Source organism: Xanthomonas sp. 60, assembly GCF_011761925.1.
In genome coordinates, this window is the sequence record NZ_JAASQW010000001.1 from 837,615 (window position 1) to 857,218 (window position 19,604).

The window sequence follows — 19,604 nt, forward strand, 5'->3', positions numbered from 1 at the left end:
GCCGGCGCACCTGCGCTCAGTCCAGCACCAGCACCGTGCCGTCCGGGTACACGATGGCCGCTTCATCGCTGCTGGCATCGAAGAAACCGACGCCATGCTTGTTGGCCAGCACCTGGAAGATCTCGTGCGCGCGCTCGGCCACCGAGTCGGCGAACGAACCGTAGATCACGTGCTGGGCGATGCTGTAATCGGTCACTTCGGCGCGGTCGTCGTCCTGGTCCGCGAGCGGGCCGTTCATCGGCGGGAAGTGCTCGGCGAGGTCGGCGAAGAAGGCCTGCAGCGCCGGCGTGGTGACCTTCGGGTCATCGTGGTCGTGCGCCTCGTTCCAGTCGGTCTGCTTCTCGTACCAGGCCAGGAAGGCCTCGGCCTCGGTCGGCGCGGCAGCGGGATCGAAGACCATCATGTCGTAGCTCATCGGAGTGTTCCTGCAGAAGTGCGCACCGTGCGCGGACCGGCAGGGTAGCGCGGCGCTGCGGCCGGCGCGATGACGGCGCGCCGAGCGCAACACCTGCCGGGGCTAGGCCCTGGCTGGCGCAGGGGTCGGGAACAGCGCCGCGCGCAGCCCGACCAGGCCCAGCAAGGCCTCATCGCGCGCGGTGCTGGCGTCCACCTGCCCCAGGCGCGACAGCGAGCCATCCAGCTGGCCACGCAACGTGTCTCCGCCCTGCAGCGGACGCCGCGCGGCGATCTGTCCACGGTAGTGCGCGGCCACGTCGGCCAGGATCTGCTCCACCGCCTCACGGCTGCGCTGCGGCAGCGCCATGCGGGCACGCCGCAGCTGCAGGATGTTCAGGCCGATGCGGGCTTCGGTCAGCATGTCCACGGCGGCCAGATCACTGCCCTCGGGCGTGGCGGCAAGGCGCGGCGCCAGCAGCCCCAGCAGGTCCAGCATGCGCGCAGCGAACCGTGCGCGATCCTGCCGGCCGCGCCCTTCGGCCGCCTCGGCCAGCGTCGCCCAGCCTTGCCGCACCAGCCGCCGCGCGGTCCACTCGGCACCCACCGAGCGGAACAGGCGGGTCATCACCACGGCAAACCCGATCCCGATGAACATCGCCACCGCCGCGTTGGTGAACCCCTCGAAGTTGGCGCCATAGGTGTTCTGCACGCTCAGCAGCGCGACCAGGTTCACTGTCAGCGGCAAGGCAGAGAGCATCGTCTTCGGGTGGTGCAGCAGCACGCCCAGTGGCAGGAACACCACGGCCAGCAGCAGCACCAGCAGGCCGAAATCATGGACGGCCGGGAAGATGCCGAACTGGTAGATGCCAGCCACCGCCGTGGCTACCACGGCCCAGCCGAGGAAGGACATCATGCTCGGCGCCGGATCATCCTGCGCGGCGAAGAACGCCGCAGCCACTGCAGCCATCATCGCGCCGTTGCCACCGGCTTCCCAGCCCAGCGCGATCCACACCACGCAGTAGGCCATCAGGGCCGCGCCGGCGCTGAGGGCGGAAAACACCGCCATGCCGTAATCCACATGGCGCGCCTTTGCGACCGGGCGCGCGGGGGCCAGGGCCGGTGCCACACCCAGGTCGATGGCCTGGTGCAGCGCCCGGCAGGCCTGCCAGAGATCGAGCAGTTCCTCCAGGCGCAGCAGCAGGCTGGCCAGCTGCAGGTGGTCGAGGTTGTCATCCACCTGCGGTGACATCGCATGCAGGCGCGCCCGCAGCGCGGCCGTTGCCGCTGCACCTGCCGGGTCGGACGGCGCATCCGGCGCATCGGCCCCGATCCAGTCGCCGATGTCGGCCACCAGCGCCTGCAGGTCCGGCGGCAGGGGCTGGCCCTCACCGCGCAGGGCCGCCAGGCGGTCTGCAATGGATGACAGCACCGGCAGCAGCAGCAACATGCGTTCGCGCAGTTGCTGCAGCGCTACCGCTGCATCGGCATGGCGCGGATCGTCGCGGCGCATGAACGCGATCAGCGCATCGAACTGCACCAGGTCCGCTGCCAGACGGTTGCGCGGCGCGCCTGCGCGCCGGCCGTCGAGGATCTCCCGGCACCAGTGCGCGCCGTCGGCCATCCAGTTGCCCACCCGTCCGCGCAGCATCGGCCGCACCGATGCGGGGAACAGCACCGAGGCACACAGCACGGCGACCACCGTGCCGAGGATGATCTCCTCGCTGCGCGCCACCACGGTGTCGAAGATCACCTCCGGCGTGGTCACGGCCGGAAAGCCGATGAACGCCGTGGTGTACCCGGCCAGCAGGAAGGCGTAACCGCGGGGCCCGCGGTTGAGCAGCGCCAGGAACAGGCAGCCGGACAGCCACAGCGACATGGCCGCGCTCAGCAGCAGCGGTGTTTCCACCAGGTGCGGCAGCATCAGCAGCGTCGCCGCACCGGCCGCCAGCGTGCCAAGTATGCGGTAGACGCCCTTCGCGCGGGTCGGCCCCAGCAGCGGCTGGCTGACGATGTAGACGGTGGCCATCGCCCAGTAAGGGCGCGACAGGTTGCCGGCCAGCCCGATGTACAGGGCGATGATCGAAGCGAGGTAGGTCCTGATCGAGAACAGCCAGCCCTGGCGATCCAGCAGCACATGCATGGCCGTTACCTTGCCGCGGCTGCAGACACGGCCGCAACGGCATCCCAGCCGCCGCCCAGCGCGAGGAACAGGTGCACCTGGTCGCGCGAGACCTGCGCCTGCGCCTGCGCCAGGGTGGCCTCGGCGCTTGCGAGGCTGCGGTCGGCGTCCAGGCTGGAAAGGTACGGCGTGCGACCGCCCTGGTAGAGCCGCCGGTTCTGCGCGGCCGCCAGCGCTGCCTGCTCCTGCGCGGTCTGCAGGGCCTGCAGGCGGCGCAGGTCCTGTGCATAGCGGTCCAGCGCGGTCTGGGTTTCGCGCAGCGCCTGCAGCACCGTGTGATCGAACGCGGCCAGTGCTTCATCCGCCCCGGCTTCGGTGGCGCGGATGCGCGCGCGGGTACCGGAGGACGGCAGGGTCCATGAAAGGAGCGGACCAAATGACCATTGCCGGGTAAGCGCATTGCCGACGTCCTCCAGCAGCCCCGCCGCACCCACCGAAGCGCCGAAGCGGATATCCGGGTACAGCTCGGCGGTGGCCACGCCGATGCGTGCGGTCGCGGCCGCCAGCCGGCGCTCGGCTTGCCGCACGTCGGGACGCCGGGCGAGCAGGGCGCGGCCATCGCCCACCGGCAGCGGCTGCGCAAGGGCCGGGGCATGCGCGCAGGACATCACGCCTTCAGGCACCTGGCCCGGCGTCTGCCCGAGCAGGGCAGCCAGTGAATACGCCGCGGCCGAACGCTTGGCCTGCAGTGGGGGCAGCGCGGCCTCCAGCAGCGCGACCTGGGCATTCGCACGCGCCTGCTCCGGGGCCGTCCCACGCCCGGCAGCGATCAGCCGCCGCGTGATGTCGCGGCCGCGCTGCTGCAGCTGCAGCGACTGCGTGGCCACCTCGATCTCATGGTTGGCGTGGCAGATCTCCAGATAGCTGCCGACCACTTCGGCGACCACGGTGATCCGCGCCAGATCGCGCGCGGCCGCTACCGACTGTTCATCCGCGCGCGCCGCTTCGGCGCCCCGCTTGAGCTTGCCGGCCAGGTCGAACTGGTAGCTCACTGCGAAACGGCCATCACCCAGCGTGATCGGCGGCAGCGCATGGTCCAGCAGGAACGACTCGGCTGAAAGCTGCGCGCGCGTCACGCCGGCCTCGGCCTCGGCATCGAAGCCGCCGGCGTCCAGCGCCTGTTCGTACACCGCCGCGGCGCGGCGCAGGTGCGCCTGGGCGGCTTTCAGCTCTGCGTTGTCGTGCAGCGCGCGCTGCACCAGAGCGTCCAGGGTGGGGTCTTCGTAGAGCGACCACCAGCGGGCCGGCAGCGCAGCGTCGGGGGCAAGCTGGTCACTGCCCGTGGGCAGGAAGGCCGCGCCGGCGTCGCTGCGGTTGATGACCGCGTCCGGCGGCAGCGCGTAATCCGGGCCGACCGTACGGCAGGCGGTCAGCGCCGCCAGCGCCAGCAGCAGTCCGGTGCGGGGCAGGGTGAAGCTCATGGCCTGCCCCGCCCGGACACCTCGTCCTTCCTCACTGTCACCGTCGCGGTCCGCCCGGCGATCAACTGCACGCCCGCCGGTACCTCATCGATGTGGATGCGCACCGGAATGCGCTGCGCCAGGCGCACCCAGTCGAACGCCGGGGTGACGTTGGGCAGCAGGTTGCGGCCCTCGGTGCGGTAACGGTCTTCGATGCCGGCGGCGATACTCTCCACGTGGCCGCGCAGGGCCACGTCCTCGCCCATCAGGCGGATGTCCACCGGCTGCCCGGGCGCGACCCCGCGCAGGCGCGTCTCTTCGAAGTACCCGTCCACGCGGAATGAGCCGGCATCCAGCACCGCCAGCACCGGTCTCCCCGCGCTCACGTAGTCACCGGCCCGCAGCGTGCGGTCGTTGATGCGCCCTGCGGTCGGGGCGCGCACTTCGGTGCGCTGCAGGTTGAGCCGGGCCAGGTCCATCGCCGCCTGCGCCGACGCAAGGGCCGCCTGCGCGGCCTGCAGATGCGCCCGGCGCACTTCGGCGTCCTCGCCGGCGACCAGGTCCTGCAGGCTGCGGTCGCGCGCGACCTCGCGGCGCAGCTGGGTCAATGCGGCGGCACGCTCGGCCAGCGCGGCCTGTGCCTGCTCCAGCGCGATGCGGTAGCGCGCGCGGTCCACCACGAACAGCAATGCGCCTTTCTCCACCGCCTGGTTGTCACTCACCGCAACCGACTCCACCAGCCCGGAGACGTCCGGCGCCACCTGCACCACATCGGCGCCGACATGCGCATCGCGGGTCCAGGGGGCATCCATGTAATGCACCCAGAGCTGCCGCAGGGCGAGCAGGGCGGCGGCCACCGCAAGCAGGGTCAGTAGTGGCGGCAGGGCGTTTCTGAGGAGCTTTTTCACGAGTACATCCAGCGCAGAAGGTGGAACAGGCCGCCGAGCACGATGCCGTACAGGGCGACATTGAAGAGGGCGGGGTGCCACACCCGCCGGTAGGCGCCGATGCGCAGCAGCACCACGCGCAGGCCGCTGTTGATGGCATAGGCGAGCAGCATCAATCCCAGCAGGGTGGGGACGAACACGCCGTGGACGGAGAATTCACCAGGCATCGCAGCAGTCGGATTCCGGAACAGGGGAGAGAAGAAGGCACCGCGCGGGCGGTAACCGCCGTCAGGTGATGCGGTCGGCGGCCTTGGCCAGCAGGTCCCACGCCTTGAGCACCGCACGCAGCTCATCCAGCGAGAGCGCGCCAAACACCTCCTGGCGAAGGGCGATCAGCTGCGCCTCCAGCGTGCCGGCCAGCGCTTGGCCCGCCTCGGTCAGCCACAGCAGGTTCGCGCGGCGGTCACTGGCATCGCTCTCGCGGCGGACCAGTCCGCTGGCGGCCAGCTTGTCCAGCAGCCGCACCAGCGAAGGCCCCTCCAGCCCGATCTGCTGCGCCAGCGTGACCTGGCGGATGCCGCCGCCGGCCCGCCCGATCATCAACAGCGGCATGGTGCAGGCCGTGGAGATGCCGTAGCTGCCGAGCGTGGCGTCGGCCAGCCGCTGCCACTGCCGGCCCGAGTGCAGCAGGCCGGAGCTGAGCTGCATCTGCAGCCGCGTACGTTCGTCGTGGGGGTGGGTCATGAGATAGATAGGATACTACTAATTATTCTCCTATCAATACCCCCGCGTCATCCCGTCGCCGGACGGCCCTGTTGGGGGCCCGGCAGGACGGCCCACCGTCCGGTCGGCTACCATGCTCGCCCCCTCCGGGATGCGGTCTGCAATGAGCAACGACAACAACACCAAGGCGCCGCACGGCGATGTCACCCAGGCACAGGCCGAAGAGGCGGTGCGCACGCTGCTGCGCTGGGCCGGTGAAGATCCGGGCCGTGAGGGCCTGCTCGACACCCCGCGCCGCGTGGCTGAAGCCTACGGCGACTGGTTCAGCGGCTACGGCGATGATCCGCGCGCGTACATGGAGCGCACCTTCGAAGAGGTCGCCGGCTACGACGAATTGATCGTGCTGCGCGACATCGAGTACGAAAGCCACTGCGAACACCACATGGCGCCGATCATCGGTCGCGTGCACATCGGCTACCTGCCGGCCGGCAAGGTGGTGGGCATCAGCAAGCTGGCCCGTGTGGTGGAAGCCTACGCGCGTCGCTTCCAGGTGCAGGAGAAGCTGACCGCGCAGATCGCGCAGTGCATCCAGGATGTGCTGCAGCCGATCGGCGTGGGGGTGGTGGTGGAGGGGGCCCACGAGTGCATGACCACCCGCGGCATCCACAAGCGCGGCGTGAGCATGGTGACCTCGAAGATGCTGGGCAGCTTCCGCGAAGATGCCCGCACCCGTGCCGAGTTCCTGCGCTTCATCGAAGTCGGCGGCAAGCGCTGAGCGCGTCCCCGCAGCGGCGGCCGGCCCACGGGGCCGGCCCGTCGCTGCGTGTCCCTTCGCCGGCCCGCCGCGCCTTACCCGGATTGTCCTGCTGAATGAAGCACCGCGAACGCATCACCCGTTACCGCCACCTGCGCGAGCAACCGCAATGGAAGCTGCTCGCGGCCGACCATGCACCGGAAATCATCGGCCTGCTGCAGAGCCTGCTGATGGACGGCGAGCGCACCCTGCAGGCGCCGGTGCTGCACGAGCGGCTGCAGCGCGCGCTGGACCAGCTCAACGGCGCAGATCTCTCCCGCGAACTGCCGCGCACCGCGCAGGCCTATGTCGCGCATTGGCTGGCGCAGGGCTGGCTGGAGCGGCGGTTGCCCGAAGGCGCCGACCAGGAGCAGTACGAACTGTCCACGCAGGCGCTGCAGGCCATCCGGTTCGCCGACAGCCTGGAACAGAGCCGCGTGGCCGCCACCGAAAGCCGCCTGGCACTGGTCATCAACCAGCTCTCGCAGCTGGCCGCGCAGACCGAGGGCGACCCGGACGCGCGGCTGTCGGCGCTGCGCGATGAGCGCGACCGCATCGATGCGGAGATCGCCCGCGTCGGTGAGGGCCGCGTCGCCGCGCTCGACGGCAAGCGCGCGCTGGAGCGTGCCCGCCAGATCATCGGCCTGGCCGACGAGCTGACCGAGGATTTCCGTCGCGTGCGCGATGACTTCGAGCGGCTCAACCGCGAGTTCCGCGAACGCATCATCGACGACGAAGGCGAGCGCGGCGACGTGCTGTCCAAGTTGTTCGAAGGCGTGGACGTGATCGGCGAAAGCGACGCCGGGCGCAGTTTCCAGGCCTTCTGGCGCCTGCTCAACGATGCCGAACAGAGCGCGCAGCTGGATGCCGCGCTGGAGACGGTGCTTGCCCGCGGCTTCGCCCGGCGGCTGGACCGCAACGAGCGCGCCTTCCTGCGCGGTTTCACCAGCACCATGCTGGAGCGCGGCGGCCAGGTGCACGACGTGCTGCAGCACTTCGCGCGCAGCCTGCGGGGCTTCGTGCAGAGCCGCGGCTACCTCGAACAGCGCCGGCTCAACCAGCTGCTCAAGCAGGCCCAGGGCGAAGCACTGGCGCTGCGCGATGATTTCCCGGCGCAGCGCGGCATCGGCCGCGACCTTCAGCTGACCACCAGCCGCCTGCGCTCCTGGTCGCAGTGGAAACTGCATGATCCGCGCAGCGCGCAGATCGATGGCAGCGTGCTGCGCAACGAGGCCGCCGCGATCAGCCTGGAAAGCGTGGGTGACCTGGTCGCCTCCTCGGAGATCGATTTCCGCACCCTGCGCCGTGATCTCCATGACCTGCTGGGCACGCAGCCCACGTTGAGCATCGCCCAGGCCCTGTCGCAGCGCGAAGCGCCGCAGGGTTTGGGCAGTGTGATCGGTTACCTGTCGCTGGGCACCCGCTTCGGCACCGTCGTCGAAGGCGAGCACGAGCTCGCCCACTGGCGCGGCGGTGACGGTCAGTGGCGGCGCGCCCGCATCCCGCTGGTCTGGTTCACCCAGGAGAAACGCCATGAGCTGGAATGAAGATCCGATCGAGCCCTCGCGCCCGGTCGACGCCGAAGCGCTGCACGAGGACGAGCCGGTCATGGTCACCCCGCTGCCACGCCGGGGCAACGACGTGCTGTACCTGGGCGACACCGGACGCCTGCCGGCCGATGCGCGCCGCGCGCTGTGCCAGCTGCTGATCGGCCCGAGCATCGACCAGCAGCGCCACGCCAGACTGTGGCCCGCGCTGCTGCGCAGTGAGGCGGCGATCCGTTCATCGCTGGCCGATCTGTTCCTTGAACTGGTGCTGGACCGCGAGAGCGGCGTGGCCTTCACCCGGCAGGCCGACACCGAAGACCTGGAGGCGCCGGTACTGCTGCGCACCTCGCCGCTGACCTTCATCGACTCGGTGCTGCTGCTGTACCTGCGCCAGCAGCTGGGTGAAGCCGATGCGCGCGGCAACCGCGCCGTGGTAGCGGATGCGGAAATGGCCGAAGCGCTGGCGGTGTACGAGAAGAACCTGTCCACCGACCGCGCCGGTTTCAACCGCCGCGTGGCCAGTGCCGTGCAGAAGATGAAGGAAAACCACATCCTGACCCGCCTGGCGGGACAGGACGACCGCCACGAAGTCTCCCCGGCGCTCAAGCTGCTGTTCTCCGCAGAGGACGTCGCCGCGCTGTCGGCGGTGTACCGCCAGCTGCGCGAAACCCCTGCCGCCGACGCCTGATCGAAGAAGCACGCCATGGCCCTCTCCAAGCATACCCCCGCCCTGTTCCACGAAGGCCTGCCCGAACCGCGCCTGCAGCAGTTCCGCATGCGCCGGCTGCAGGTGCACAACTGGGGCACGTTCAACGGCCTGACCGAAGTGCCGATCGCCGAGCGCGGCTTCCTGTTCGTCGGGCGCTCCGGCTCGGGCAAGTCCACCCTGCTCGACGCCATGTCCGCCGTGCTGGTGCCGCCGGCCATCGTGGATTTCAACGCCGCCGCGCGCGAAGCCGAACGCAGCGGACGCGACCGCAACCTGGTCTCCTACGTGCGCGGTGCCTGGGCCGACCAGCAGGACCGCGGCACCGGTGAGATCGCCACGCAGTACCTGCGCAAGGGTGCCACCTGGACTGCCCTGGTGCTGGAATACCGCAGTGGCGATGGCCGCGTGGTCAGCCTGGTGCGCCTGTTCTGGATCGCCGGCAACGGCGCCACCGCAGGCGACGTGCGCAAGCATTACATGGTGGCCGAGCGTCCGTTCGACATCGCCAAGGACCTCGGCGGCTTCGACCTGGACCTGCGCCGGCTGAAGCAGAAGCTCGCCGATGTGCACCATTTCGACAGCTTCGCCGGCTATGCCGAGCGCTTCCGTCATCTGCTCGGCATCGAGAACGAGATGGCCCTGCGGCTGCTGCACAAGACCCAGTCGGCGAAGAACCTGGGCGACCTGAACGTCTTCCTGCGTGATTTCATGCTCGACACGCCGAAGACCTTCGATGCCGCCGAGCGCCTGGTCAACGACTTCGCCGAGCTCGATGGCGCGCACCAGGCCGTGGTCACCGCACGGCGGCAGGTGGAAACCCTGCTGCCGGCCCGCGAGCTGCACGCCGAACTGCGAGCCATGAACCTGCGCCGCGCCGAGGACGAAACCTTCAAGCTGGGCATCGACAGCTTCCGGGAATCGCGGCGCCAGCAGCTGATCGAAGCGCGCCTGCGCGAGCTCGATACCCGCGATCGTGGCCTGCTGGGCGAGGAAGCGCAGCGTCGCGCCGCGCTGGACAACCACACCGCGCGCCTGGGCGAGCTGGAACTGCTGCGTCGGCAACAGGGCGGCGAGCGCATCGAGGAACTGGAGCGCGAGCAGGGCCGCGCCGAAGCCGAGCGGGACCGCCGCCAGGCCCGCCAGGACCAGGCGCGCGAGGCTGCCCAGCAGCTGCAGCAGGCGCTGCCGGAGACCGCGCAGGCGTTCGCTGAGCTGGTCGAGCAGGCGGCCATCGAGCTGCAGGACCGCAAACGCGCGTCCTCGGCACTGGATGAAGCGATCAGCGAGCGCCTCGGCGGTCGTCGCGACGACGAGCGCCGCTTCGGCGACGTCCGCGCCGAACTGGAGGCCATGCAGCGCAACACCTCCAGCATCCCCGCGCCGCTGCAGAAACTGCGCGCGCGGCTGGTCGAAGAAACCGGCCTGCCGGAAGCAGCGCTGCCCTTCGTGGGCGAACTGATCCAGGTCCGCGAAGATGACATCGGCTGGCAGGGTGCGATCGAGCGCGTGCTGTTCGGTTTCGCGCAGTCGCTGCTGGTCGATGACAAGCATTACAACGAGGTCGCCGACTGGGTGAACCGCACCCACCTCGGCATGCGCTTCACCTACTACCGCGTGCGCCGCAACGATGAAGCGTTCGCCCGCGAACCTTCGCCGCGTTCGCTGCTGCACAAGCTGGAACTGCGCGACCACGTCTTCGAAGGCTGGCTGCGCCGCGAACTCGGCAAGCGCTTCGACTACGAATGCGTGGATGCACGGCAGCTGCGCAACGTTGATCGTGGCATCACCCGCGAAGGCCAGGTCAAGCACCCCGGCGATCGCTTCGAAAAGGATGATCGCAGCGCGGTGGGTGACCGCCGTCGCTGGCTGCTCGGCTTCAACAACCGCGACAAGCTGGCGGTGTACGAAAAGGAAGCGCAGGAACTGGCCGCGCGTATCGCCGCCTGCGATGAGGACGTTGCGGCCCTGCGTGCGCAGCGCGACCGTGACAACGACCGCCGCCTGGCCTGCCACCAGCTGGCCGGCATCAGCTGGAACGAGATCGACGTCGCCGCGCCGCTGCAGCGCCTGGCGGACATCGAAGCCAGCCTGCGTGACCTGCGCGAGGGCAACGCGGATCTGGAGAAGCTGGCGATCCAGATCGACACCGCCCGCGCGGATATCGAACAGGCGCGCCGCACCTACGATGACACCCGCGTCGAGCGCGGGCAGCTGGTCAAGGAGCGCGACCGCCTGGACCGCGCGCGCCAGCAGAGCCGCGCCCTGGTGCTGCCGGCCTTGGGCGCCACCCAGGAGGCTGGCCTGCAGCAGCGGCTGGAGGCACTGGGTCCGCTGACCCTGGAAACGCTGGAAGCGCACATGCGCCAGGTCAGCAACGCGCTCAACGAACGCCTGTCGTCCTCGCAGCAGGACGTCAATCGCATCGAGAACCAGCTGGTCGGCTGCTTCCGCCGCTTCATGCAGGCCTGGCCGGAAGAGTCCGGTGATTTCACCGTCTCGGTGGCCTCGGCCGATGATTTCCTCGCACGCCTGGAGCGCCTGGAACGCGATGGCCTGCCGCAGCACGAAGAGCGCTTTTTCGATCTCCTGCAGAACCAGAGCAAGAACAACCTGCTGGCCCTGCAGCGCCATAGCGCCGAAGCACGCAAGTCCATCGGCCAGCGCCTGGATGAGGTCAACGCCAGCCTGGAACAGGTGCCTTTCAACCGTGGCACGCTGCTCACCATCGAGCTCAGCGACCGCCGCCTGCCGGAGGTGCTGGAGTTCCACCAGCAGCTGCGCGATGTGCTCTCGCAGCAGCAGACCGAACAGCGCGAGCTGGCCGAGGCGCAGTTCGCCGTGCTGCGGCAGCTGGTGACCCGGCTGGGGTCACAGGAAGGCGATGACAAGCGCTGGCGCGAGCTGGTGCTGGACGTGCGCACCCATGTGGAGTTCATCGGCGTCGAGCTGGATGCGGCCACGCGCCAGCAGGTCGAGATCTACCGCAGTGGCGCCGGCAAATCCGGTGGCCAGCGGCAGAAGCTCGCCACCACCTGCCTGGCCGCAGCGCTGCGCTACCAGCTGGGCGGCGCCGATGGGCAGCTGCCCAGCTATGCCGCCGTGGTCCTCGACGAAGCCTTCGACAAGGCCGACAACGAGTTCACCGCGCTGGCGATGAACATCTTCGACAACTTCGGTTTCCAGATGGTGGTGGCGACCCCGCTCAAGTCGGTGATGACGCTGGAGCCGTTCATCGGCGGTGCCTGTTTCGTGGAGATCAGTGGCCGCCACGACTCGGGCGTGCTGCTGATCGAGTACGACGAAGAGGGCAAGCGCCTGAAACTGCCCGAGCGCACCCGGCAGGCATGACACGGGGCGCTGGCGGCGGCCCCATCAGCTCCCGGCGCTGAAGGTGTCCCACGCCATCCGTGCGATCAGCACCACGACCAGGCCCACGAACAGCTTGCGGATGAAGGGAGTGCCGCCGCGCAGCGCCAGCCGCGTGCCCACCACCGAACCGAGGATGTTGGCTGCCGCCATGGGCACCGCGAACAGCCACAGGATGTTGCCGGTCGGCGCGAAGAACGACAGTGCGGCCACGTTGGTCGCCAGGTTGACCACCTTCGACGCGGCTGAGGCGCGCAGGAAATCCAGCCCGAAGAAGCGCACGAACAGGAAGATCAGGAAGCTGCCCGTGCCCGGCCCGAAGAAGCCGTCGTAGAAGCCGATCGCCGCACCGATGAGCAGGGCGATGCCCAGCTCACGGCGGCCGATGTCCTGCGGCCGGTGCAGTGCCCCGAAATCCTTCTTCCACAGCGTATAGCCCAGCATGGCTACCAGCAGCACCAGCACCAGGGGCCGCACCGCGTCTTTCGGCAGCAGGCTGACCGCCGTGGCGCCAGCGAACGAAAACACGAACGCCGTGCCGGCAGCGAACAGCACCGGGCGCCATGGAAAGCGCACGTTCCGCGCATAGCGCCACGCGGCGGCGGCGGTACCGAAGGCCGAGCTGAACTTGTTGGTGCCAAACAGCAGCGCCGGTGTGTGCTGCGGCAGCACGGTGAACAGGCCCGGCAACTGCACCAGTCCACCACCGCCGACGGCCGCATCGACCAGGCCGGCAATGAAGGCGATCACCACCAGCCACCACAGTTCAGGAGGGATCACATCCAGCACGGCGGGCCATCTGCAGGTCAGGGCGCGACAGCATACGCCCCCGCAGGCGACAATGCGGCATGACGCCCCGCCTGAAAGATCCCTGCCCGTGCGGTCTGCCCCTTGCGTATGCCCAGTGTTGCGGGGCACTGCACGCCGGTGCCGCCGCCCCGGATGCCGAACGCCTGATGCGCTCGCGTTACAGTGCCTACGTCCGAGGCCTGGCCACCTATCTGGAAGCCACCTGGCACCCCGACACGCGTCCGGCCGCCCTCAGCCTGGAGGAGGCGCCCGGCCAGCGCACGCAGTGGCTCGGCCTGACCGTGCACGAGCACCTGCGTGACGCCGAAGACAGCGCGCAGGTCCGTTTCACCGCGCGCTACCGGATCGGTGGCGGCAGCGCGGTGAAAATGACCGAGCACAGCCGCTTCCGCCGCATCGAGGGCCGCTGGTTCTACCTCGACGCCCTCTGAGGGGCCAGCGAACGTGGGACGCTGCACCTGTAACACCCTGCACCCCTGCTGCAGCGCCCGCCACCAGCCCGTTCCGGATGAATGCGCGAGCGCTGTAAACAGCAGCGCGGCGATGACGTAATGCTCACCTGCGCTCCACCATCCTTCCCGGATGAACAGTGCAATCGCCGCTGCCGTCCACGCGCCCGTGGATGACCTGCAGCATCATTTCGACCACGTCCGGACGCGCTCCCTGCAGCTCGCCGCGCCGCTCAGCGCGGAAGATGCGATGGTGCAGAGCATGCCTGACGCCAGTCCCACCAAATGGCATCTGGCGCACACCACGTGGTTCTTCGAACGCATGGTGCTGGCCTCCGTGCCGGGTTACCGCAGCCGCCATCCGCAGTGGGACTACCTGTTCAACAGCTATTACCAGGGCATCGGTCCGGCGCACGCGCGGGCCCGGCGTGGCGTGCTTTCGCGGCCCAGCCTCGCCGAGGTGCACGACTACCGCCACGACGTCGATACGCAGGTCCTGGCCCTGCTGCGCGCCGGCGACCTGCCGGCCACCGCGCTGCCGCATCTGCGCCTGGGCCTGCAGCACGAACAGCAGCACCAGGAGCTGCTGCTGACCGACATCAAGCACGCCCTGTGGTGCAATCCGCTGCAGCCGGCCTACCGTGAGGATCTCCGACGCGACCTGCGGGAGATTGCCGAAGGCGCCGCCGCCGTGCAGTGGCACCGCTCGCCGGAACAGATCGTGGAGATCGGCGCCGCGCCGTGGCCGGCCAGCGACCTGTTCGCCTATGACAATGAATCGCCGCGGCACCGCGTGCTGGTACCTGCGCATGCGCTGGCCGATCGCCCCGTGAGCAACGCCGATTTCCGCCGTTTCATCGAAGCGGGCGGGTACCGGCACGTGCGCTGGTGGATGAGCGAAGGCTGGGCCCGGCGCGAAGCCGAAGCGTGGGAGCACCCGCTTTACTGGGATGACGCGCTGCAGCGCGAGTACACCCTCGGCGGTTGGCAGCCCCTGGATCTGCAGGCACCGGTCTCCCACCTCAGTTACTACGAGGCCGATGCGTATGCACGCTGGGCAGGTGCGCGCCTGCCCACCGAGTTCGAATGGGAAGCGGCCGCCGCAGGCCGCTCACCCGAAGCCGGCAACTTCGCCGATGATGACCGCCTGCATCCGAGCGCCGCCACCGGCAGCGGGCTGCGGCAGCTGTTCGGCGATGTCTGGGAATGGACCAGCAGTGCCTACGGCGCCTACCCGGGGTTCCGCACCTTCGAGGGCGATCTCGGCGAATACAACGGCAAGTTCATGTGCGGACAGTGGATCCTTCGCGGCGGCTCCTGCGCGACCCCGCGCGGCCACGTGCGCGCCAGCTACCGCAACTTCTTCGACCCCGCTGCACGCTGGCAGTTCGCCGGCCTGCGCCTCGCCAGGGATGAGCAATGAGTACCGTCCAGGACGCGCTTGAGGCGCTGACCGATCTGACCCCCACCCCCGAGCAGGTACTCGCTGATGCCATGGCGGGCCTGTCCGCTGCCCCGCGCCAGCTGCCCTCCAAGTATTTCTACGATGCCAAGGGATCGCGTCTGTTCGAGCAGATCACCCGCACGCCCGAGTACTACCCCACGCGTACCGAACTGGCCCTGCTGCAGCATTGCCTGCCGGACATCGCCCGTACCGTGGGTCCGGGGCTGCACGTGGTGGAACTGGGCAGCGGCAGTGGCCGCAAGACCGCGCTGCTGCTGGCCGCCCTGCAGGATCCGGTGGCCTACACGCCGATCGAAATCTCGCGTGCGGCCCTGTTGAGCAGCATCGACCACCTCGCGCCTGCGCTGCCGGACGTGGAGATGCTGCCGGTCTGCGCGGACTTCACCCGGCCCGTGCAGTTGCCCACCCCGGCACGTCCGGCGACCGGTCGGCTGGTGTTCTTCCCCGGCTCCACGCTGGGCAATTTCACCGAAGAGGACGCGGTGCAGCTGTTGAAGGCGATGCGCCAGACCATGGGCGAAGCGGGACGCGCGCTGATCGGCATCGATCTGCACAAGGATGCCGCGCTCATCGAAGCGGCATACAACGATGCCCAAGGGGTCACGGCCGCCTTCACCCTGAACCTGCTCGAGCGCCTCAACCGCGAGATCGGCAGTGATTTCGACCTGCAGGGGTTCGAGCACCGCGCACGCTACAACACCGATCAGCTGCGCATCGAGACCGATCTGGTCAGCCTGCGTGGCCAGGACGTCCATCTGGATGGCCGCCGCTTCCACTTCGAGGAAGGTGAACCGATCCGCGTGGAATACAGCCACAAATACACCGATGCCAGCTTCGAGCACCTCGTCGCACGCGCCGGCCTGGCCGTGGACGCGCGCTGGAATGCAGCCGATCCGGCATTCGGGCTGCGGCTGCTGCGCCCGGCCTGAACCGCGCATACCGCACAGCCCTTAAGATGGGCGTGCCGATGGGCGCGCCGCGCTGCATGGCGCATCGTTCGCACGGAGGAAGCATGCACGCCCGCCACCTGTTCACCGTCCTGGCCCTCACCCTGGCGGCCGGCCACAGCGCTGCACAGCAGGCCGGACCTGCGCCGGACCCGGCCTTCGCCGCGTGCATCGCCGCCCTGCAGCCGCAGGCCACCGCACAGGGCATCAGCGCCGAAGGTTTCCAGCGCCTCACCACCGGCCTGGTTCCGGATCCGAGCGTACTGCCACTGCTCGATTCGCAGCCCGAGTTCACCACGCCCATCTGGGACTACCTCGCCGCGCTGGTGGATGAGCAGCGCGTGGACGATGGACGGGCCATGCTCACCCAGCACCGCGACCTGCTGCAGCGTGTGTCCGCGCAGTACGGCGTGGACACCGCCACCATCGTGGCGGTGTGGGGCGTGGAGAGCGATTATGGCCGGGTGTTCGGCAAGCGCCCGCTGCTGCAGTCGCTGGCCACGCTCTCCTGCGCGGGTCGCCGCCAGCCCTTCTTCCGCAGCGAACTGCTCGCGCTGATGAAGCTGATCGATCGCGGTGACCTTCGCGCCGAAGGCCTGACCGGTTCATGGGCCGGTGCCTTCGGGCATACCCAGTTCATGCCCAGCACGTACGCCCGCATCGCCGTGGATGGCGATGGCGATGGGCGCCGTGATCTGGTGGCCAGCATCCCCGATGCACTGGCATCCACGGCCAATTACCTCAAACGCGCCGGCTGGCGCACCGGCGAGCCGTGGGGCATCGAAGTGACGGTGCCGCCCGGCTTCAACGCCGCCCTTGCCGGACGCACACAGCGCAAGCCGCTGGCCGAGTGGCGCGCTCTCGGCGTGGCCCCGGTGGAAGGCGGCGCGCTCGCACCGGCCGGGCTGCCCGCCGACGCACGCGCGGCCCTGCTGCTGCCCGCAGGACGCGAGGGGCCGGCCCTGCTGGTCTTCCGCAACTACGACGCGATCTACAGTTACAACGCCGCCGAGAGCTATGCGCTGGCCATCGCCACGCTGGCCGACCGCCTGCGCGCCGGCCCCGGCCTGCGCACGGCATGGCCGACCGACGATCCGGGGCTGGGACGCCGCGAGCGCCGCCAGCTGCAGGAACTGCTGGTGGCCCGTGGCCATGACATCGGCGCGGTGGATGGCATGATCGGCACTGCCAGCCGGCGTGCCATCCAGGCCGAGCAGCGCCGCCTCGGCTGGAGCACCCAGGATGGCCGCGCCGGCCGGCGCATCCTGCAGGCCCTGCAGAACGAGGCCCCGGCCGCACCGGCCGTGCCGCCCCTGCCGGCTGTCACGCAGTTCACCCTGCCTTCCAACCACACCGCGCTGGCGCAGTCGCCGGCCATCCGGAGCACGCCACGCATGCAGTCGATCAAGGGTCTCACCACCGGGCAGTTCCAGGGGCTGGATGCCTGGCTGGTGGAAACGCCGCAGGCCACCGCAGCCATCAGCGTGTTCGGCGGACAGCTGCTGTCCTTCGTGCCCAAGGGCGGCGAGGACGTCATGTGGCTGTCGCCCCGGCGTGCCGCGCTGCCCACGCCCATCCGCGGTGGCAGCCCGGTGTGCTGGCCCTACTTCGGACGCCAGGGGCAGGGCAACGACGTGCCCGCCCATGGCTTCGTGCGCACGCTGCCCTGGCAGCTGCAGGACGCGCGCCGCCGCGACGACGGCAGCATCGAACTGACCCTCGCCCCCGCTCCGCTGGAGGACCTGTCCCTGCAGTTGAAGATGGTCGTGGTGGTCGGTACGACGCTGCACCAGGAACTCATCACCACCAACACCGGCCGTACGCCGGCCACGCTCACCCAGGCCCTGCACAATTATTTCCGCGTGGGCGATGCCACCCGTGTCGATGTGGAGGGCGTGGACGGGCTGCACTATATGGACAAGTACGAGAACTACGCACAGCCGCGTGCGCAGCAGGGGCCGTGGAACCTGCGAGACCCGCGCGATCCCGGGCGCAGCGACCGCATCTACACCCAGGCCGGCGGCCGCTACGTGCTGCATGACCCCGTGCTCAGACGCCGCATCGAGCTGCGCACCGAAGGCAGCCGCTCACTGGTGGCATGGAATCCGGGCGCCGTGGCAGCCGCGAACATGGCCGATGTGGGCGATGGCTGGCGCGACTATGTGTGCCTGGAAGCGGCCAATGCCGGGCCGGACGTGATCACCGTGGCGCCGGGCGGGCAGCACGTGCTTGGCCAGAGGCTGTCGGTGCACACGCTCTGAGGGCGTCCGCCGCCGGGTGATGCCAGCACCTCAGCGCGGGCGCAGCACCACCAGGCACACCCCACCGGCCACCAGGCCCCAGAACGCCGGGCCGATTCCACCCAGCGACAGCCCGGAGGCCGTCACCAGGAACGTCACCAGCGCCGCCTCACGATCCCGCTCCACGGCCAGCGCACTGGCCAGACTGTTGGCGATGGTGCCGAACAGGGCGATGCCGGCAACACAGGCGATGAGTTCCTTCGGAAAGGCGGCCAGCAGCGCGGCCACTGTCGCGCCGAGCACGCCGACAATGACATAGAAGCCGCCGGCCGCGACCGCGGCGGTGTAGCGCCGCGCCGGATCCTCGTGGGCGTCCGGACTCATGCAGATGGCCGCCGTGATCGCCGCCAGATTCAAGGCAAAGGCGCCAAAGGGCGCCAGCACCGCATTGACCACGCCGATCCAGCCGATCACCGGGGAAACCGGCGCCTCGAATCCCGAGGCCCGCATGACCGCCACGCCCGGGATGTTCTGCGAGGCCATGGTGACCACGAACAGGGGCAGGGCGATGCCGGCCACGGACGACCAGGACAGCGATGGCGTCGTCCACACCGGCAGGGCCAGCTGCAGATGCACGGACTGCAGGTGCAGGTCACCCTGCACAGCGGCGATGGCAATGCCCACAGCGAGCGTGGCGATGACCGCATAGCGGGGGAACATCCTGCGCCCCAGCAGCCAGGTGGCGAACATCGCCAGGGCCATGACCCGTTGCGTCGTCATCGAGACGAACACGTCCAGGCCGAAGCGCAGCAGCACGCCTGCCAGCATCCCGGCGGCCAGCGCGATGGGAACCCGCTGCATGAGGCGGGCGAACACGCCCGAGAAACCGGACAGGGCAGCCATCACCGCCGCAAGCAGGAACGCGCCCGTGGCCTCGGGAAGGTCCGCGCCGCCGGCACCCACCACCAGCATCGCCGCGCCCGGGGTGGACCATGCGGTGACGACCGGGACGCGGTAACGCAGTGACAAGCCGATGCAGGTCACCCCCATGCCCAGGCCCAGGGCCCAGATCCACGATGCGATCTCGTCCTGGCCTGCGCCGACGGCCTGTGCGGCCTGGAACACGATCACCGCCGAACTTGCGAAGCCGACCAGCACGGTAATGAAACCGGCCATCACGGCAGGCGCGGAGACATCGCGCCACCACGGGCGGCGGGCCATTGCATGCATTGCGGCATCCCACTCCATCAGACAGCCGTCAGTGATACCCGTTGCCGGCCCGTGCGCGCAACGCGCGCACGGGCCGGCGGGACGTGCACCGGCAGGACACGGGGGCACATGCCACATGCGATGTCATCGAAATGAAAAAAACGGTTGACGAATCCTGCGGGATCTCTACAATTCGCTCCCTCGCTGCAACGCAACGCTTTCCACGGAAAGAGACGCGGAAACAGCACGCCACCACCGCCGGACGATCTGATCGAACGAAGGTGTTGACGGACTCGAAAAGTCCGGCATAATAGGCGGCTCGCAACGACGAAACGCCTTCGGGCCGGACGTCGGAGCAGCAGAGTCAACAACGCTTCGCTCCGGCGAACCGGCCTTGAAAAAAGGTGTTGACGAAGCGGAAAAGCCGGCTATAATGGGCGGCTCGCTACGAAGGAAACTTCGCAGCACACGGGAACGGCGCTGA

16 protein-coding genes are annotated in these 19,604 nt (G+C 69.3%); 8 read left to right on the forward strand and 8 right to left on the reverse strand.

The annotated features are described in order from the left end of the window. Positions 1–16: 16 nt before the first annotated feature. From FHY09_RS03790 to FHY09_RS03815, 6 genes are all read right to left on the reverse strand, one after another. On the reverse strand, positions 17–415 hold the full coding sequence (locus FHY09_RS03790) for a hypothetical protein (RefSeq protein WP_166924255.1): 399 nt from the start codon (positions 413–415) through the stop codon (positions 17–19). Between the two features lie 102 nt (positions 416–517). Next, positions 518–2,536: an FUSC family protein gene (locus FHY09_RS03795; protein WP_166924256.1), complete on the reverse strand. Its 2,019-nt coding sequence runs from the start codon at positions 2,534–2,536 to the stop codon at positions 518–520. Positions 2,537–2,541: 5 nt separating this feature from the next. Further along, the gene (locus FHY09_RS03800; RefSeq protein ID WP_166924257.1) at positions 2,542–3,996 is read right to left on the reverse strand and encodes an efflux transporter outer membrane subunit; all 1,455 of its coding nucleotides are present in this window, start codon (positions 3,994–3,996) and stop codon (positions 2,542–2,544) included. Further along, positions 3,993–4,883, reverse strand: a complete 891-nt coding sequence (locus FHY09_RS03805; RefSeq protein WP_166924258.1) for an HlyD family secretion protein — start codon at positions 4,881–4,883, stop codon at positions 3,993–3,995. The genes FHY09_RS03800 and FHY09_RS03805 overlap by 4 nt, the downstream gene beginning before the upstream one ends. Continuing rightward, positions 4,880–5,089, reverse strand: a complete 210-nt coding sequence (locus FHY09_RS03810) for a DUF1656 domain-containing protein (RefSeq protein ID WP_166924259.1) — start codon at positions 5,087–5,089, stop codon at positions 4,880–4,882. Before FHY09_RS03810 ends, FHY09_RS03805 begins: the two co-directional genes overlap by 4 nt. 61 nt (positions 5,090–5,150) lie before the next feature. After that, positions 5,151–5,606, reverse strand: coding sequence for a MarR family transcriptional regulator (locus FHY09_RS03815; RefSeq protein ID WP_166924260.1), 456 nt, complete (start codon positions 5,604–5,606; stop codon positions 5,151–5,153). A gap of 142 nt (positions 5,607–5,748) precedes the next feature. On the opposite strand from FHY09_RS03815, the gene folE reads away from it, so the two are divergent. From folE to FHY09_RS03835, 4 genes are all read left to right on the forward strand, one after another. After that, positions 5,749–6,360 carry a GTP cyclohydrolase I FolE gene (gene folE / locus FHY09_RS03820; protein WP_166924261.1) on the forward strand — a complete coding sequence of 204 codons (612 nt, stop codon included), beginning with the start codon at positions 5,749–5,751 and terminating at the stop codon, positions 6,358–6,360. 95 nt (positions 6,361–6,455) lie between these two features. Next, positions 6,456–7,925 carry a DUF3375 domain-containing protein gene (locus tag FHY09_RS03825; RefSeq protein WP_166924262.1) on the forward strand — a complete coding sequence of 490 codons (1,470 nt, stop codon included), beginning with the start codon at positions 6,456–6,458 and terminating at the stop codon, positions 7,923–7,925. Further along, complete coding sequence (locus FHY09_RS03830) at positions 7,912–8,613, forward strand: DUF4194 domain-containing protein (protein ID WP_166924264.1); 702 nt, start codon at positions 7,912–7,914, stop codon at positions 8,611–8,613. Before FHY09_RS03825 ends, FHY09_RS03830 begins: the two co-directional genes overlap by 14 nt. Positions 8,614–8,628: 15 nt before the next feature. Beyond that, complete coding sequence (locus FHY09_RS03835; RefSeq protein WP_166924266.1) at positions 8,629–11,982, forward strand: SbcC/MukB-like Walker B domain-containing protein; 3,354 nt, start codon at positions 8,629–8,631, stop codon at positions 11,980–11,982. Between the two features lie 24 nt (positions 11,983–12,006). Here FHY09_RS03835 and FHY09_RS03840 read toward each other — a convergent pair whose 3' ends face one another. Then, positions 12,007–12,789: a TSUP family transporter gene (locus tag FHY09_RS03840; RefSeq protein WP_166924268.1), complete on the reverse strand. Its 783-nt coding sequence runs from the start codon at positions 12,787–12,789 to the stop codon at positions 12,007–12,009. Between the two features lie 59 nt (positions 12,790–12,848). Here FHY09_RS03840 and FHY09_RS03845 point away from each other — a divergent pair, with 59 nt between their 5' ends. The 4 genes from FHY09_RS03845 (at position 12,849) to FHY09_RS03860 (ending at position 17,932) form a co-directional block, all read left to right on the forward strand. Next, a complete protein-coding gene (locus tag FHY09_RS03845; protein WP_166924270.1) occupies positions 12,849–13,241 on the forward strand; it encodes a YchJ family metal-binding protein in 393 nt (130 codons plus the stop codon). A gap of 151 nt (positions 13,242–13,392) precedes the next feature. Then, complete coding sequence (egtB, locus tag FHY09_RS03850; RefSeq protein ID WP_166924272.1) at positions 13,393–14,682, forward strand: ergothioneine biosynthesis protein EgtB; 1,290 nt, start codon at positions 13,393–13,395, stop codon at positions 14,680–14,682. Next, entirely contained in the window at positions 14,679–15,653 is a 975-nt protein-coding gene (egtD, locus tag FHY09_RS03855) for an L-histidine N(alpha)-methyltransferase (protein ID WP_166924274.1), read from the forward strand. Before egtB ends, egtD begins: the two co-directional genes overlap by 4 nt. Positions 15,654–15,736: 83 nt before the next feature. Next, positions 15,737–17,932 (forward strand): lytic murein transglycosylase, encoded by a 2,196-nt coding sequence (locus FHY09_RS03860; RefSeq protein ID WP_166924276.1) that lies wholly within the window; start codon positions 15,737–15,739, stop codon positions 17,930–17,932. A gap of 30 nt (positions 17,933–17,962) precedes the next feature. Here FHY09_RS03860 and FHY09_RS03865 read toward each other — a convergent pair whose 3' ends face one another. Beyond that, positions 17,963–19,141 carry a benzoate/H(+) symporter BenE family transporter gene (locus FHY09_RS03865; RefSeq protein ID WP_166924278.1) on the reverse strand — a complete coding sequence of 393 codons (1,179 nt, stop codon included), beginning with the start codon at positions 19,139–19,141 and terminating at the stop codon, positions 17,963–17,965. Positions 19,142–19,604: the final 463 nt, after the last annotated feature.

Bases quoted from the DNA above. Each gene is read 5' to 3' on its own strand.
- FHY09_RS03830 (WP_166924264.1), top strand. From the start codon at position 7,912: ATGAGCTGGAATGAAGATCCGATCGAGCCCTCGCGCCCGGTCGACGCC.
- FHY09_RS03795 (WP_166924256.1), bottom strand. From the start codon at position 2,536: ATGCATGTGCTGCTGGATCGCCAGGGCTGGCTGTTCTCGATCAGGACC.
- FHY09_RS03810 (WP_166924259.1), bottom strand. From the start codon at position 5,089: ATGCCTGGTGAATTCTCCGTCCACGGCGTGTTCGTCCCCACCCTGCTG.
- egtD (WP_166924274.1), top strand. From the start codon at position 14,679: ATGAGTACCGTCCAGGACGCGCTTGAGGCGCTGACCGATCTGACCCCC.
- egtB (WP_166924272.1), top strand. From the start codon at position 13,393: ATGAACAGTGCAATCGCCGCTGCCGTCCACGCGCCCGTGGATGACCTG.
- FHY09_RS03865 (WP_166924278.1), bottom strand. From the start codon at position 19,141: ATGCATGCAATGGCCCGCCGCCCGTGGTGGCGCGATGTCTCCGCGCCT.
- FHY09_RS03860 (WP_166924276.1), top strand. From the start codon at position 15,737: ATGCACGCCCGCCACCTGTTCACCGTCCTGGCCCTCACCCTGGCGGCC.
- FHY09_RS03815 (WP_166924260.1), bottom strand. From the start codon at position 5,606: ATGACCCACCCCCACGACGAACGTACGCGGCTGCAGATGCAGCTCAGC.
- FHY09_RS03790 (WP_166924255.1), bottom strand. From the start codon at position 415: ATGAGCTACGACATGATGGTCTTCGATCCCGCTGCCGCGCCGACCGAG.
- folE (WP_166924261.1), top strand. From the start codon at position 5,749: ATGAGCAACGACAACAACACCAAGGCGCCGCACGGCGATGTCACCCAG.
- FHY09_RS03845 (WP_166924270.1), top strand. From the start codon at position 12,849: ATGACGCCCCGCCTGAAAGATCCCTGCCCGTGCGGTCTGCCCCTTGCG.
- FHY09_RS03835 (WP_166924266.1), top strand. From the start codon at position 8,629: ATGGCCCTCTCCAAGCATACCCCCGCCCTGTTCCACGAAGGCCTGCCC.
- FHY09_RS03800 (WP_166924257.1), bottom strand. From the start codon at position 3,996: ATGAGCTTCACCCTGCCCCGCACCGGACTGCTGCTGGCGCTGGCGGCG.
- FHY09_RS03825 (WP_166924262.1), top strand. From the start codon at position 6,456: ATGAAGCACCGCGAACGCATCACCCGTTACCGCCACCTGCGCGAGCAA.